Source organism: Kitasatospora sp. NPDC048298 (genome assembly GCF_043201465.1).
Lineage (GTDB): Bacteria > Actinomycetota > Actinomycetes > Streptomycetales > Streptomycetaceae > Kitasatospora.
This window is the reverse complement of sequence record NZ_JBICYZ010000024.1, coordinates 102,429-117,150: the sequence shown is the minus strand read 5'-3', so window position 1 is coordinate 117,150 and position 14,722 is coordinate 102,429. Positions and strand designations below refer to the sequence as shown.

General features: G+C 75.3%; 14 protein-coding genes. 7 read left to right on the top strand and 7 right to left on the bottom strand.

Translation table 11 applies throughout. The features are described 5' to 3' along the window. Positions 1-378: 378 nt before the first annotated feature. Both ACGF0D_RS19600 and ACGF0D_RS19595 read right to left on the bottom strand, forming a co-directional pair. Positions 379-1,035 (bottom strand): NUDIX domain-containing protein, encoded by a 657-nt coding sequence (locus tag ACGF0D_RS19600; protein ID WP_392875196.1) that lies wholly within the window; start codon positions 1,033-1,035, stop codon positions 379-381. A 307-nt stretch (positions 1,036-1,342) separates the two neighbouring features. Further along, positions 1,343-2,479, bottom strand: coding sequence for a hypothetical protein (locus tag ACGF0D_RS19595; protein WP_392917850.1), 1,137 nt, complete (start codon positions 2,477-2,479; stop codon positions 1,343-1,345). Between the two features lie 384 nt (positions 2,480-2,863). On the opposite strand from ACGF0D_RS19595, the gene ACGF0D_RS19590 reads away from it, so the two are divergent. The 3 genes from ACGF0D_RS19590 to ACGF0D_RS19580 all read left to right on the top strand — a co-directional run bounded on the left by ACGF0D_RS19590 (position 2,864) and on the right by ACGF0D_RS19580 (position 7,873). Continuing rightward, positions 2,864-4,033: an exonuclease SbcCD subunit D gene (locus ACGF0D_RS19590; protein ID WP_392917847.1), complete on the top strand. Its 1,170-nt coding sequence runs from the start codon at positions 2,864-2,866 to the stop codon at positions 4,031-4,033. After that, positions 4,030-7,068, top strand: a complete 3,039-nt coding sequence (locus ACGF0D_RS19585; RefSeq protein WP_392917844.1) for an AAA family ATPase — start codon at positions 4,030-4,032, stop codon at positions 7,066-7,068. Before ACGF0D_RS19590 ends, ACGF0D_RS19585 begins: the two co-directional genes overlap by 4 nt. A 112-nt stretch (positions 7,069-7,180) precedes the next feature. Then, positions 7,181-7,873, top strand: a complete 693-nt coding sequence (locus ACGF0D_RS19580) for a DUF6882 domain-containing protein (RefSeq protein WP_392917841.1) — start codon at positions 7,181-7,183, stop codon at positions 7,871-7,873. Between the two features lie 32 nt (positions 7,874-7,905). Here the strand turns inward: ACGF0D_RS19580 and ACGF0D_RS19575 are convergent, their stop codons facing one another. The 3 genes from ACGF0D_RS19575 to ACGF0D_RS19565 form a co-directional block, all read right to left on the bottom strand. Then, positions 7,906-8,124 carry a hypothetical protein gene (locus ACGF0D_RS19575; protein WP_392875181.1) on the bottom strand — a complete coding sequence of 73 codons (219 nt, stop codon included), beginning with the start codon at positions 8,122-8,124 and terminating at the stop codon, positions 7,906-7,908. Between the two features lie 213 nt (positions 8,125-8,337). After that, on the bottom strand, positions 8,338-9,495 hold the full coding sequence (locus tag ACGF0D_RS19570; protein WP_392917839.1) for a CU044_5270 family protein: 1,158 nt from the start codon (positions 9,493-9,495) through the stop codon (positions 8,338-8,340). Beyond that, the gene (locus ACGF0D_RS19565) at positions 9,492-10,253 is read right to left on the bottom strand and encodes an RNA polymerase sigma factor (RefSeq protein ID WP_392917836.1); all 762 of its coding nucleotides are present in this window, start codon (positions 10,251-10,253) and stop codon (positions 9,492-9,494) included. Before ACGF0D_RS19565 ends, ACGF0D_RS19570 begins: the two co-directional genes overlap by 4 nt. Positions 10,254-10,382: 129 nt before the next feature. Here ACGF0D_RS19565 and ACGF0D_RS19560 point away from each other — a divergent pair, with 129 nt between their 5' ends. The 4 genes from ACGF0D_RS19560 to ACGF0D_RS19545 all read left to right on the top strand — a co-directional run bounded on the left by ACGF0D_RS19560 (position 10,383) and on the right by ACGF0D_RS19545 (position 13,440). Continuing rightward, entirely contained in the window at positions 10,383-11,957 is a 1,575-nt protein-coding gene (locus ACGF0D_RS19560; protein WP_392917834.1) for a serine protease, read from the top strand. A 308-nt stretch (positions 11,958-12,265) separates the two neighbouring features. After that, positions 12,266-12,586, top strand: coding sequence for a heavy-metal-associated domain-containing protein (locus tag ACGF0D_RS19555; RefSeq protein ID WP_392917831.1), 321 nt, complete (start codon positions 12,266-12,268; stop codon positions 12,584-12,586). A 114-nt stretch (positions 12,587-12,700) separates the two neighbouring features. Beyond that, positions 12,701-12,982 (top strand): metal-sensitive transcriptional regulator, encoded by a 282-nt coding sequence (locus ACGF0D_RS19550; RefSeq protein ID WP_392875169.1) that lies wholly within the window; start codon positions 12,701-12,703, stop codon positions 12,980-12,982. A gap of 164 nt (positions 12,983-13,146) precedes the next feature. Further along, positions 13,147-13,440, top strand: coding sequence for a hypothetical protein (locus ACGF0D_RS19545; RefSeq protein ID WP_392917828.1), 294 nt, complete (start codon positions 13,147-13,149; stop codon positions 13,438-13,440). 57 nt (positions 13,441-13,497) lie between these two features. Here ACGF0D_RS19545 and ACGF0D_RS19540 read toward each other — a convergent pair whose 3' ends face one another. Then, the gene (locus ACGF0D_RS19540; protein ID WP_392875163.1) at positions 13,498-14,040 is read right to left on the bottom strand and encodes an MOSC domain-containing protein; all 543 of its coding nucleotides are present in this window, start codon (positions 14,038-14,040) and stop codon (positions 13,498-13,500) included. A 65-nt stretch (positions 14,041-14,105) separates the two neighbouring features. Further along, positions 14,106-14,714, bottom strand: a complete 609-nt coding sequence (locus tag ACGF0D_RS19535) for a TetR/AcrR family transcriptional regulator (protein ID WP_392875160.1) — start codon at positions 14,712-14,714, stop codon at positions 14,106-14,108. Positions 14,715-14,722: the final 8 nt, after the last annotated feature.

The window sequence follows — 14,722 nt, the reverse complement described above, 5'->3', positions numbered from 1 at the left end:
CGATCTCGGGCCTCAACACCTCAAGATCTGCACGGGGGACGGCGTGTGCTGCGTCAGGCGCTCTGGATCCACCCACGGATGGAGCAGAAGAGCCCGAAAAGGGACATCAACGGCACGGCCGGAATTCACCGTTGCGGCCGATCCGAGCCGTGCGACGGATGTTGACATCGGTCATGGCGGGGCGTCAGGGCAGCGAACAACGCCTCAGGGCGGCGCGCGGCGGCGGCATGCCGAGATTCTGCTGCCGGAACAGTGGTGCCGAGACGCTGCCGCCGGGACACCGCTGCCGGAACAGCGCTGTCGGGACAGTGGTGTCGGGACAGTGGTGTCGCGACAGCACTACCGGGACGTCGTCCGGGAGTACGGCGCCGCGCGCGGTCAGCCCTGCACGCCGGGGTGGCCACCACCGTGGTGCACGGCCCCGGGGTACACGGTGCCCGGGGCGAGGGTGCAGCCCTCGACCGGCAGCTCCTCGATCGCCTCGTTCGCCGCCGCGGGCACGTCGAGCCAGCGGGCGGCGGTGGCGACCGCCGTCCGGGCCTGGCGCAGCCCGGGCCCGCCCCAGCCCAGCAGTTCGACGGCGAGGCCCGGTGCGACCAGCAGCCGCCGGTAGTGCCGGCCCGAGGCCGGGTCGGCCGCGCTCGGGCCGACCGCCCGCAGCACCGCCGCCATCCGGACCCGCGCGCACTCGTGCCCGCCGTTCGCCGAGCCGACCCGGTCGTAGAGGTAGCCGAGGTAGTACGGCCGGCTGATCAGGGCCTGTGCCTCCTCGGCCGCCTCCCGAGCCAGGGCGGCCGCCGGATCCCCACCGTCCTCCGGCTCCAGCGAGCCGCCGGGCAGCGAGCAGATCCCGTCCCTGGGGTTCACCAGTGTCAGCACCCGCCCGTCGGGGGCGAACAGCCACCCCCAGGACTGCTTGACCGGCAGCCCCTCCGGCACCTGCTCGCCCGGCCGCCACGGCCAGCCCGCCGTGGGGCGCCGCCGCACCTTCCCGAGCAGCTCGGCGATCTCCGCGCTGTACTCGATCGGGCTCATGCTCTCGCCCCGCGGCGCTCGGCGGGGGCACCGGCCCGCGCCCACCCCCTGGCACCGAGCGCGCTCCGCTCGCTCATCCGTCCCCCTCTCGCTGTCGGGCTTCGCCGGACCGGCGGTGCGCGGGGAGGACCTGCAGGGCACGGTACGGAGCGGAGCGGCCGGAGCGGCGGCGTGGGGCACCGCGCGCTCCTGCTGTTGATCTTCTCCGAATCTTCCCCGAACACGCGGTCGATGAACAGTCCCCAGCGCCGCATGGTGGATGCGGAGGCGGTGAACGCGGTGAACGCGGAGGCGGTGACCGCCCTCGTCAGCCCAGCGACCCACCCCCTTCCCCGGCGCCCCGGAAGACGGGCAGCGGGAACCCGGGCAGCGGATCCACCCCGGGCGGGAAGGGCAGCCCGCGCGCGGCGTCGTCGGCCAGCTCGTCGAACACCTCGTGCGCCGTCATCGTCCGCAGCCGGCCGCCGGTCAGCGCCCAGCCGCGGACCGGCGGCCGGAGCCGGGCGCCCGCCTCCTCGCCGTCCACCCGGACGCCCGCCGACGGATCGCCGTGCAGCAGCAGCGCCCCCTCCCCACCCAGGGCGACACCCGCCGCGAGCGTGACGCAGAACGCCTCGGCGTCCCGCCCGGCGGGGTACAGCCGGCCCTCCTCCACACAGACGTCCACCGCGGAGGTGAGCTCCTCGCCGTCCTCGGGGCCGTGGCAGCGCAGCGTCAGCAGGTGGCAGCCCTCCCCCGCGCCCTCGGCCAGCGCCAGGTAGACCGAGGTCACATACCGCATCACGGCCGCCATCCGGAGCTGCCCGGACGGGTCGCCGCCGACGGCGTCCAGCAGGACCGCGCAGGCCACGGACATCCGCACCCGCGCCCGGTGGTCGTCCAGCAGCACCGGGAGCAGCTCGGCCAGCCGCTCCCCCGCGTAGACGAACGGCTCACCGGCCAGCTCCGGATCGCCCGCGTAGGCGACCCGGGCGGCGGGCATCCGGGGATCGAGGCCGAGCGCCTCGCAGTAGTCCTCGAAGTCGCCCGCCTCCAGGACCCGAAGGTGCACCTCCAGCCCCTGCCGGTGCAGGGCCGTCAGCTGCTCCTCCGCCTGCCGCAGGTAGGCCGCGTGCCCGAGCCCGCCGAACAGCCCGTACCGCGCCAGCCCGGCGAAGTCCCCCGCGTCGACGGCCAGGGCCACCGCCACCGGCTGGGGCGGCGGCGCGCCCCGGACCCGCCCGCCGCGCCCGGCCGCCCGCGCACCGCGCCCGCCGGCCCGCGCCCCCGGCGGCCGGCCGCCTCCGGGTGGCACCGCCCCGCCGGGCCCACCGGCCGAGGCCCCGCCAGCACCGCCACCGGACCTCCGCCCGGACAGCACCAGCACCTGCCGGCGCCGCAGCGACGGCCGCCCCGCCGCGGCACCGCCCAGCACCTCGCACACCGACTCCCGCACAGCAGCCATGGCTCCTCCTTCTCGTTCGCTCGCCCGACACCGGACGGTGCCGACCACCCCGGCCGGGAGTGGCCGACGTCGAGGAACATACACAGAGCCACTGACAATTCACCCCGGGTAATCGAACAAGCTCAGCGCGGGCCCCTGGCCGCCGCCGCGGAGCACCGGGAGCCGCACCGCCGGGGCATCCGAACATCACGCGACCGACAGATGACAGCTGACAGATTTCGAAATCTGTCAGCTGTCATCTGTCAGCCGTTATCTGTCATCTGTCAGCCGCCGCTCACCGACTGCCGCCCGCCCCTCGCCCCCCGTTCCCCCAGGGGCCGCCGGGGCCCGTGGTTCCACAGGGTCGGGCGGGATTGTCAGTGGTGCGGGTTAGGGTCGGGGACCATGCGACTGCTGCATACCTCCGACTGGCATCTCGGGCGTTCGTTCCACCGGGAGAGCCTGCACGACGCCCAGCGCGCCTTCCTGGACCACCTGGTGGCAGTGGTCCGGTCCGAGGGCGTGGAGGCCGTGCTGGTCGCGGGGGACGTGTACGACCGGGCACTGCCCGGGCTGGAAGCGGTCGCGATGTTCGACGACGTGCTGCACCGGCTCGCGGATCTCGGGGTGCCGACGGTCTTCATCAGCGGCAACCACGACTCGGCCCGCCGCCTCGGGGTCGGGGCGGGGCTGATCGGGCGGGCCGGCATCCACCTGCGGACCGACCCGGACGGGTGCGCCGAGCCCGTCCTGCTGGCGGACGGGCACGGCCCGGTCGCGGTGTACGGGCTGCCGTACCTGGAGCCGACGCTGGTGCGCGAGCGGTTCGGGCTCGCGAAGGGCGGGCACGCGGCGGTGCTCGGGGCGGCGATGGAGCGGGTCCGGGCGGACCTCGCGGCACGCCCGGCCGGCACCCGGGCGGTGGTGCTGGCGCACGCCTTCGTCACCGGCGGCGCGCCGAGCGACAGCGAGCGGGACATCGCGGTCGGCGGCGTCGCCTCCGTGCCCGCCTCGGTCTTCGACGGGGTGCACTACGCCGCGCTCGGCCACCTGCACGGCTGCCAGACGCTCGCCCCGCACCTGCGCTACAGCGGCTCCCCGCTCGCCTACTCCTTCTCCGAGGCCAACCAGCGCAAGACCATGTGGCTGGTCGACCTCGCCGCCGACGGCTCGGTGACGGCCGAGCGCGTCCCCTGCCCCGAGCCGCGCCGCCTGGCGACCTTGCGCGGCACGCTCGACGAGCTGCTCACCGACGAGCGGTACGCCGAGCACGAGCAGTCCTGGGTGCAGGCCACGCTCACCGACGCGGCCCGGCCGAGCGAGCCGATGGAGAAGTTGCGCCGCCGCTTCCCGCACACCCTCCAGCTGCTGTTCGACCCCGAGCGCGGCGACGCCGAGCCCTCCCTGTCGTACGCAGCGCGGGTCAGCGGCCGCGGGGACCTCGAGGTCGCGGAGGGCTTCCTGCGGCACGTCCGCCCCGGTGCCGAGCCGGCGCCGGACGAGCTCGGCTGGCTGCGCGAGGGCTTCGAGCGCGTCCGGGAGACCACCGACCGGAAGGCGGACCTGCCCCGATGAGGCTGCACCGGCTCACCGTCACCGCCTTCGGCCCGTTCGCGGGCAGCGAGACGGTGGACTTCGACGCGCTCGCCACCGGCGGGCTGTTCCTGCTGCGCGGCGCGACGGGCGCCGGCAAGACCAGCGTGCTGGACGCGGTCTGCTTCGCCCTGTACGGCGAGACGCCGGGCGCACGCCGGGCCAACCGGCTGCGCAGCGACCACGCCGATCCGAAGCGGCTGACCTCGGTGGAGCTGGAGCTGACCCTCGGCGGTCGGCGGCTGCAGATCACCCGGCTGCCGGAACAGCGCCGGCCGAAGAAGGTCGGCACCGGCACCACCGTCGAGCGGGCGCAGACGCTGCTGCGCGAGTGGGTCGCCGACACGGGCGACGGCGCGCCCGGCTGGCGGGGGCTCAGCAAGTCGCACCAGGAGGCCGGGGAGGAGATCCACCGGCTGATCGGCATGAACCGGGAGCAGTTCTGCCAGGTGGTGCTGCTGCCGCAGGGCGACTTCGCCCGTTTCCTCAAGGCCGACTCGGAGGAGCGCGGCAAGCTGCTGCGGCGGCTGTTCGACACCGAGCGGTTCCAGCACGTGGAGGCCTGGCTGGCCGAGCAGCGTCGCGGTCAGGAGGCCGCCGTCCAGGCCGGCCGGCGGCGGCTGCGGGACCTCGCCAGCAAGGCCGAGCAGGCGGCCGGTCCGGGCGCCGAGCCCGCCGCCGGCTGGGTGCCGGCCGAGGAGGACGACGCCGGTCTGGCCGCCGGGGTGCTCGGCTGGGCGGCGGTCCTGCGCAGCGGCGCGGCCGAGCAGTTCGCCGTCGCCGAGGCCGCCCTCGCGGGCGCCGGCGCCGCTCAGCGCGCCGCCCAGGAGCACCGCGGCGCTGCGGAGGAGCTGGCCGGTCGCCAGCGCCGGCACGGGGAGGCGCTGGACCGGGCCGAGCGGCTGGCCGGTTTCGAGGCCGCCGCGGCCGCGGACCGGCGGCGGCTGGCCGCCGCCCAGGAGGCCGTCGGGGTGGAGTCGGCGCTGCGGCTGCGGGAGAACGCGGCCGAGGTGCTCGGGCGCGCCCGACTGGCGGAGCGCCGGCACCGCGAGGCGCTGGCCGGCTCCGGTGGCGAGGGCCGGGAGCTCGCCGGGGCGGACGCCGCCGGGCTCGCCGAGGCCGAACTGCGGCTGCGGGCCGAGGTGGTCCGGCTGGAGGCGGCCCGGGCGGAGGAGCGACGCTGCGCCGAACTCGCCCACGAGCAGCGCTCCCTGACGGAAGACCGGCGCGCCGCCGAGGAACGGGCCGAGGAGGCCGAGGACTGGCTGTCCGAGTTCGAGGACGAGCTGGGCCGCTTGGAACAGCAGCACGCCGAGGCCCGGTCCGCGAGCTCAAGGGTCGATCAACTGGACGGGCAGCGCACCGAGTTGACGGTTCGTCTGGGAGCGGCCAGGGAGCGCGACGGCCTGCGCGCCGAGATCGCCGCCGCCGAGCCCCGGGTGGTCGCGCTGCGCACCGCCGCGTTGGACGCCCGCGAGCACAGCCTGGACCTGCGGGACCGCCGGCTGAGCGGCATGGCCGCCGAGCTGGCCGAGCAGCTGCGCACGGGCGAGGCCTGCCGGGTCTGCGGCTCGCCCGAGCACCCGGCACCCGCCGAGGCCACGCCCGGCGGCCGGGTCGGCGCCGAGGACGAGGAGCGGGCGCGCCGGGCACAGGCCGCCGCCGAGCGGGCCTGGACGGAGGCCGACCAGGCGCTCACCGCGCTGCGGGTGCGCGAGGCCACCGCCGCCGGCGCGGCCGGGCCGGACGGCGCGGAGGCGCTCGCGCAGGCCCTCGCCGGGCTGGAGCGCGAGCACCGCGAGGCACGGCAGGCGGCGGAGGCGCTCGGCCGGGTCGAGCAGGACATCGCCCGACTGTCGCAGGACCGCGCCCGCCGGGTCGACGAACTGCACGAGGCCAAGGAGCGCGCCGCCGTCCTCTCCGACCGTCTGCTGGCGCTCGGCACCGAGCAGCGGGCGCTGACGGCCCGGGTGGCGGCCGCCCGCGGCGAGGCGGCCTCGGTCGCGGACAGGGCCGCGGCCCTGTCCCGGCTCACCGAGGCGGTCGCCGCCACGGCAACCGCCGCCAGGGCGCACGCGGAGGCGGAGGCCAGGCTCGGCGAGGCCGAGGACGAGCTGGGCAAGGCCGCCGCCGCGGCGGGCTTCCCGGACGCCGCGGACGCGCTGGCGGTGCTGCTGCCGCGCGAGGAGCGCGAGCGGCTGGAGGATCGGCTGGAGCGGCACCGCGCGGAGACCGCCGCCGTCCGCCGAGAGCTGGCGCTGCCGGAACTGGCCGAGGCCGCGGGCCGTCCGCCGGTGGACCTGACCGCCGTCGCAACCGCGCTCGGCGCGGCCACCGACCGGCTCGGCCGGGCGCACGCCGCCCACGCGGCGGCCCGCGAGCGCTGCGCGGCGCTGGCCGCGATCGGTCGGCAACTGGACGGGCTCGCCGCCGAGCTGGCCCCGGCGCTGGACCGCTACGGGCGGATCAACCGGCTCGCCGCGCTCGCGGCCGGCACCTCGGCCGAGAACCGGCTGCGGATGCGCCTGGAGTCGTACGTCCTGGCGGCCCGGCTGGAGCAGGTCGCGGCGGCGGCCAGCGACCGGCTGGTCCGGATGTCCGGCGGGCGCTACACCCTGGTGCACAGCGACGACCGGGGCACCGGCACCAAGCGCTCGGGCCTGGCCCTGCGGGTGGTCGACGCCTGGACGGGCACCGAGCGGGACACCGCGACCCTCTCCGGCGGCGAGAGCTTCTTCGCCTCGCTCTCCCTCGCCCTGGGCCTGGCCGACGTGGTCACCGACGAGGCGGGCGGCATGCCGCTGGACACCCTCTTCATCGACGAGGGCTTCGGCACCCTCGACGAGCACGCCCTGGAGGAGGTCATGGACGTCCTGGACGGCCTGCGCGAGCGCGACCGCGCGGTCGGCATCGTCAGCCACGTCGCCGACCTGCGCAGCCGCATCCCCGCCCAGCTGCTGGTCCGCAAGGGGCGGCACGGCTCGACCCTGGCACTGGCCGGACGGGAGGACGCTTAGTACTCCCGTAGTACTCCAGCCGTACACCGTGACCTTCATGAGTGCCTCGCCCTGCTGATCCCGGGCTGAGACCTCCGAGGGCCGTCGACCTGACAGGGGCTAAGGTGCCCCGATGACCGTAGCCTTCTCCGACGCCTTCCTGCACGCCGCCGAGTACCACGCGGCCTGGGGCGTACAACAGCTGGAAATGATCACCCAGGCCTTCCCGGCTGGGCCGTGGACGGCAGATCTGGACCAGTGCCACTACGAGTCCGGCGGCCGAAGCCTTCGGGTGGGACTGCTGGGCAGCTACGACCTGGCCGAGCAGACCTGGCTGTGGGGCTGGGCCAACCCGGGGCTGCGCGGCAGTGAAGTGGCTGCCGCCTGCGCGCGAATCCCCGAGTTCGGCCGCCGTCACGGCATCGTGGAGCTGCAGCAGGAGGGCGTGGAGCTGGCCCGTTTCGCCGACCCGCGCCGGGCGGCGGAGGCACTGGCCTTCCTCGGCATGGCAGCGCTCGGCGCGCCCGGCTACATCGGCCAGGAGGACGGTCCGGAGACCCGGGTCTACTTCGTACCGCAAGATCCGCGACTTCGGCCCGCGCGGCTGGACCCGGTCGCCATGCCGCGCCATCTGCTCACTGGCGCACAGCTTTTCGCGCGCTCGCCGCGGCTTGTGGTCAACGGCTGGTTCGCCCTGCACGGCATCCCGGTGCAGGAAGCCGCCGACCGGATCACCGCGCCTCTGCCCAGCGGGGGCGCCGCGGTGGTCTCCTTCGACTCCGCCGGCCGTATCTCGGGCATCAACGCGGGACCGGTTCCTGCCTAGTACTCCACCGTGGATCTCGACGCGGCCCGAGGTCAGCCCGAGCAGGCGATTCGCTGCGCCTGCTGCCAGGCGCACACCGGGCAGAGGGTGCCGCCGGGGTGGTCGGCGGGCAGTTCGGTCGGCTCGCCGCACAGGACGCAGTCGGCGCGTGGCCCGGTCGCGTCCGGGTCGTGCCGCAGCGCGGCCTCCGCTCCGTCCTCGGGTGCGAGTTCGCAGACGACCGCTTCCTGGTTCGTACGGGTGTCGCTCATGCCGCCTTACTACTCCGCTCCCCGCTCAAGCGCAACAAGCTCGGTCCCGGCGGCCCGTGGCCCCGGCGGACGAATGTCAGCGAACAGTTTTCAGCGAACAGATTTCAGCGAACGTTCGCTGAAATCTGTTCGCTGAAATCCCGGGGCGGCGGGGGTCGGTGCCGAAGGCCGGGGGCGGCTGTCACCCCCAGCGGTCGTCACGCGAGCGCCTGGTCACCGTGCCTCCAGCGGGAGTTCGCCGACGCGGTCGACCGCGCCCTTGGTGAGGACGGCGGAGGTTCCGAGCACCGTCCCGGCCGGCCCCGCGTCGCCGGCCTCACTGAGGACCGTGCGCTCGCCGAGGAACGCGTACGTGGTCCGGTCGAAGATCCACTGCGTCTGCTGTCCGTGCGCCGTGCGGGCCACGGCGACGCCTTCGCGCCCGGCGGCGTCGCCGGCCGAGGGGACCACGGTGACTCCGGGGATCCGCTCGGCGGCCCGGTAGAGCGCGGCGCCGACCTGCGGCGGCGCCCAGGTCTCGGCCAGCAGGTCGCCGATCGCGGCGAAGGCCCGCTGGTCGGGGTCCTGGCCCGCGCCGGTCTGGCCCTCGGTGCGGGTCTGTTCCCGGATCAGCTTCAGCAGGGCGTCCGGGTCGGTGGGCAGGGAGGCGACGTACGCGTGGGTCGGCTCGGCGATCGACGGGCCGACCGGGCGTGCGGTGTGGGGCCGGGGCGTCGCGCCCGGCCGGTCGAGCTCGAAGACGGGTCCGTCCTCGCCCAGCGGGCTGTCCGGCCCGCCGTCCTCGCGCAGCAGACCGGGGCGACTGCCGTCGGCGGACAGCCAGACCTGCCGGGTGTGCGCCGGCGCCGTCGTCGCGGGACCGCCCGCGGCGCTCTGCCCGGCGAAGGCGACCCTGCTCTCGATGTAGACGAACTGGTCGGCGCGGACAGCCGGTTGCTCCGCCTCGGCGGCGGCGAGCGCGATGCGGCCGAGGAGCCGTCCCGCTTCGGAGGTCCCGGCGGCGCTGCTCTCGACGACCGCGCGGTCGGGCTCGGCCGCACCCCCGAGGTCCAGCGCCACGACGCCGACGGCCGCCAGGCCGCAGGCGAGCGCCGGCACGGCGATCCGGAACCGGAGCGAACGCCGGGTCGGACGCCCGGACGGCGCCCGCCCGACGGACCCGGCGGACGCGGCAGACGCGGCGGACACGGCAGGCGGAGCAGCCTCGGCACCATCGGCGGCGGCCCTGCGCAACACCTCCCGTCTCAGCAGCAGTCGACGCTCCTCGTCCAGGCCGGGCACCGCCGGCGGCGGCAGCAGCTCGGCGAGTTCGCGGCGCTCGGACTCCTCGGACGACGGGCACTGGGTACCGCGCCGTGGGGTGGCATTCATCCGTGGCTCTCCTGGGTCGACGGCCGGAGCACGGGGACACGGCCGGGTACGGGCAGGGTGGTGACGGCGGAGGAGGTCCTGCCCTCCGCCGCGGTGGGCTCTCCGGTGCCGTCCGGCCGGTGCCGCACGCGTGCGGAGGCCCTGGCCGAAGCCCTGGCCTCCGCCGCGACTTCGGCTTCGGTGAGGTCGCGCAGCCGGGCACGGGCCCGGGACAGCCGCGAGCGGACGGTCCCGATCGGCGTGCCGAGCGCCTCGGCCGCGCTCGCGTAGTCCAGTCCGGCCCACACCACGAGGGTGAAGACCTCCCGGTCGCGGCGCCGGAGGCGGGCGAGCGCGCGGCGCGCGGCCCGCAGGTGTTCGACGTCGGCGAGGTTCGCGACCAGGTCGTCGGCGAAGTCCGGGACCGAGCCGCGTTCCGGGGTCCGGGCCAGCGCGATGTCACGGCGCCGGCGGGCGCGAGCGTTGCGGCGCATGATGTTGGTCGCGATCCCCAGCAGCCACGGGCGCAGCCCGTCACCGTCGGGGCGCGGCCCTTCGCCGGCGGGGCGTGTCCCGTCGCCGTCGAGGTGCGGTCCGTCGCCGGCGGGGTGCAGTCGCTCCCGGCCCCGCCACGCCTCCAGGAAGGTCGTCGAGACGACGTCCTCGGCCTCCGCCCAGTCGCCCGTCACGCGCAGGGCGTAGCGGTACAGCACCTGGGCGTGCTCGTCGTACAGCTCGCCCAGGGCATCGGGGTCGCCGCGGCGAAGACGCGTTCTCATGAGTGCTTCCACACACTGCTCTGCCCGGTCCGCCGCCCGGGTTCCGGTGATGCGCGTCACAGCCGCCGGCCCGCCCGGGGTGTGGCCCTGATCACGGGAACTCCGGTGCCCGGCCGAGCAGTACAGGGCATGACCACGACCTCCCTTCCCCGCCGCAACGCCCTCCGCGCCCTGGCCGTCGCCGTCGCACTGGTCGGCACCTCGACTCCCGCCTTCGGCAGTGCGGCCTTCGCCGCCGAGCCGGAGACGTACACCCTCACGATCAAGCACCTGGACCGCGCCGGCCAACCGGCCGGGAAGTACCGCACCCACGTCAGCGGGGTCTTCGAGGCCGGGGTCGAGGAGTTCCTGGAGCAGCAGGACGCCTCCGGGGTCACGACGGTGCGGCTGCCCAGGGGCCGGTACCTGCTGGACAGCACCCTGCCCGACGGCCCGGGGGCGGGCGGCCCGGCCTGGACGGACTGGGTCGTCCAGCCGCGCCTCGACCTCGACCGGGACACCACCGTCACCGTCGACGCGCGGACCACCGCCCCCGTCGACGTCCGGCCCCCGGACGGCACCGCGCGGTTCCTGCAGAGTTCGATGTTCGTCGAGGTCACGCACGAGGGTGTCACCAGGAGCGCGAACATCGGCAACAGGTCGACGAACCTGCGGGTGGCCCACCTGGGGCCCGAGGCCGAGGCCGGGACGGTCAATCAGTGGTACGACGCGCACTGGGCGACCGACACCGGCGGCTACCTGCTCGGCCAGACCTTCTCCGGCACCCGCGCCCTGACCGGGCTCGCCCGGCAGTACGCCGCGCAGGAGCTGGCGACCCTGAACGTCCGTGGCGCCGCCGGGCCGGGCAGCAACGGAACCGCCCTGCTGAGCGTCCTGCCGAGCACCGGGACGGTCGCCGGCGCTCCCCGGGTCATGAAGACGCCGGGCACCGCCACCTTCCTCGTCGCGCCCGAGCGCGGCACCTGGGACATCGGTGTCACCGTCCCGGGCGCCGACGACGTGACGCGGAACTACTACGTCGCCGACCGCGTCGCCGTACGGGCCGGGACGACGACGACCCACACCTTCGACGGCCCGGTGTTCGGCCCGGCGCTCACCGAGCGTCCCGCCGTCTCGCGCGACGGCGACCGGATCACCGCCGACGTCCCGCTACTCGCCGACGGCGACGGCCACGCGTCGTGGAGCCCGTCGTTCGACACCGCGTACACCGCGCTGTACCGCGACGGCGTGCTGGTCGGCACCGCGTCCGACGCGCCCGGGCGCGGCGAGTTCACCGTGGCCCCGGGCCAGGGCTCGTACCGTCTGGCCACCACGGTGACCCGCAGGGCCGCGGCCGGCGCGACCACCCGCGTGAACGCGTCCTGGACCTTCGCCTCGGCCACCACGGCCGGGCCGACGGCGCTCCCGGTGAGCGTCGTGCGGTTCTGCCCCGATCTGGGCCTGACCGGCACCGCGACGGCCGGCAGCCCGCTCCGGATCCCCGTCACCGTCCAGGGCGCGGCCGCCGACGGCCGTACCCGTTCGCTGACCGTCTCGGCCTCCACCGACGGTGGCGCCTCGTGGACCCGCCTCCCGCTGGAGGCCGGTGCCGTCACCGTGCAGAACCCGCCGGCCGGCAGCGCCGTCTCCCTGCGCGCCGAACTGACCGACACCGACGGCAACACCCTTGAGCAGACCATCGCCGACGCCTACCGCACCCGGTGACGACGGCGAACGCCTGAGACGGCGCCGGCCTCCTCGATCGAGGAGGCCGGCGCCGTCTTCTCTTCCAACGCCGTTCCCGGGTCTCCGTCCACTCGCTCCCTCGATTCCGCTTCCGGCTTCACCCTCCGCCGGTGCATCAACAGGGCTGTTTCAGTTCGGTGTTGACGATCTTCGGGCCGGTGAGCGGCTGGGCGGGGAGGGGCTTCGCGGGGACTGGTAATTACCCTAGGGGGGTATGGTATGTTCAAAGTGAAGCAGCCGCCCGGGCCGTCCGGTCGGCGCCGGGCACCCACGACAGGAGCACACCCATGAGCGAGACCACCGTCATCGTCGAGTCCGCCGCCGCCGAGACCTCCTCCTGCTGCGGTTCGTGCGGCACCAGCGCCGGTGCGGCGCCGGCCGCCGAGCCCGCCCGGGCCTCGGTGTTCCAGGTGAAGGGCATGACCTGCGGCCACTGCGTCTCCTCGGTGACCGCCGAGCTGAAGAAGATCGACGGCGTCGAGGACGTCGCCGTGGACCTCGCGACCGGCCGGGTCACCGTCGGCAGCACCCTGCCGCTCGCCGACTCCGACGTGGCCGCCGCCATCGACGAGGCCGGTTACGACCTGGTCGGCCGCGTCGAGGGCTGACCCGCCCGCGTCGGCCCGGGCGGGGCACCACCACACCCGTTCGGGCCGACTCCCCACCACCACGCCGCCGGTAGAGTGAGGGAACGCCTCACCGCACAGGAACCGGAGACGGCCATGGTCAGCTACAGCTCCCACAAGGACGACTTCCTCAAGCGGCTCCGCCGCATCGAGGGCCAGATCCGTGGCCTCCAGCGCATGGTCGAGCAGGACACCTACTGCATCGACGTCCTCACCCAGGTCTCCGCCGCCAGCCGCGCCCTCCAGTCCTTCGCCCTCCAACTCCTGGACGAGCACATCGAATGCTGCGTCCGCGACGCCATCGCCGAGGGCGGCCAGGAGGCGGGCACCAAGATCCGCGAGGCCAACCAGGCCATCGCCCGCCTCGTCAGGTCCTGACCCGGCCCCGATCCGGCACCCGAGGCACCCAGGCACCCGAAGCACGGCCCCCGGCTCCCGGCAGCTCCCGCGCCGGGAGCCGGAGCCGTTACGGGGCGGGGGTATGCTCGGCGGTCAACCGCCTTACCGGGCAGTCGAATCGGGGTGATCAGGGGTGATCAACCGTGGAGTCGATCGAGTTCGTCCGCCGACTGGACGGCCTGGTCTACCGCTTCGACCCGGACGGAACCTTCAACGGCCGCCCGTCCTACCGGCGGCGGGACCTGGACCTGTGGTGCCGGTGGCTGCCGGACCGGGGCTGGTGCGTGGTCGATGCCGACGGAGTGCCCGACTCCGGCCCCCTGCCGGCCCGGAGCCGACACCGGGAGCACCCGCCCACCGGCCCGTGGCGCAGCTGGAAGGCGGGCAGGTCGTACCTCTACGACCTGCGCCGGGTCGACGGAGAGCCACCCCGCTGACGCCGCCGCCACGGCCGACCGCCAGGCTCGGACCCGCTCGGACCCGGCCAGACCCGGTCAGACCCGGTCGAGCGGGCGGTGCGGGCCGTCCGGGAGCGTGACGGTGACGGGGTCACCGGGGCGGACCGGGCCGCCGGCGCGGACGATGCCCATGATTCCGGCGCGGTGCACGATCGTGCCGTCCGCGCCGCGACCGACGACCTGCTTGAGCAGCCCGGGGCGGTAGTTGTCGATCTGGGCGCACGGGTTGCGCAGGCCGGTGATCTCCACCTCGGCCTGCGGGCCGATCCGCAGCACCGCGCCGACCGGCAGGCCGAGCAGGTCGACGCCCTCGGTGGTGATGTTCTCCCCGAGCGCGCCCGGCCGCACGTCGAAGCCCGACTCGCCGAGTTCGGTGAGCAGTTCACGGTGGATCAGGTGGACCTGGCGCAGATTGGGCCGCGTCGGGTCCTGCGCCATCCAGGACCGGTGCTTGACCGTCGCCCCGGCGTGCACGTCCCCCTCGACGCCCAGCCCGGCGAGCAGCATGATGCCGTCGCGGTTCGACTTGGTGAACGAGTACTCGGCGTTGCTGCTGACCGCCACCACGGTGCCGCTCATGTTCGGGCCCTCCTCGCAGACGCACGTTCGACCGGCCAGGAGCCTACTCCGCCGCGGCCGTACGGTCAGCCCTCCGAGGGCGCCCGCAGCAGCGGCAGCACGACCTCGTCCAGGATCTCCTCCACCACCCCGTCCGGCGCCACCGTCCCGCCCGTCAGGAAGGCGTCCCGCAGCAGGTCGAGCGGGAGCGAGACGACCCGTGGGGTGATCCGGTCGGGGTTGATCTCGCCCCGGGCGGCGGCCCGGCGCAGCATCGCCTCCAGGGTGTTCACCGGGCCCTCGGAGGTCAGCGCGCCGGTGAAGCGGGCCCGGAGTTCCGGGTCGCGCAGCAGGTCGACCAGGAAGGCGTGCACGGCCTCGCCCGGCAGGTCGTCGAAGCGGTGCAGCAGGCTGCCCATGAAGAGCAGCAGGTCGGCGCGCAACTCGCCGGTGTCCGGCGGCTCCTGGAAGTTCGGGGCGTTGCGGCCGAGGGCGGCGATGACCAGGGCGGGGCGGTTCGGCCAGCGGCGGTAGAGCACCGGTTTGCTGGTCCGGGCGCGGGCGGCGACGCCGTCCATGGTGAGCCGGTCGTAGCCGTGCTCGACGAGTTCGCCCCAGACGGCGTCCAGGATCGCGCGTTCCAGTTCGTCGCCGCGTCGGCGCACCGGTCTGCCGTGCTCCACCGGGTTCCGCACCCGCCCCT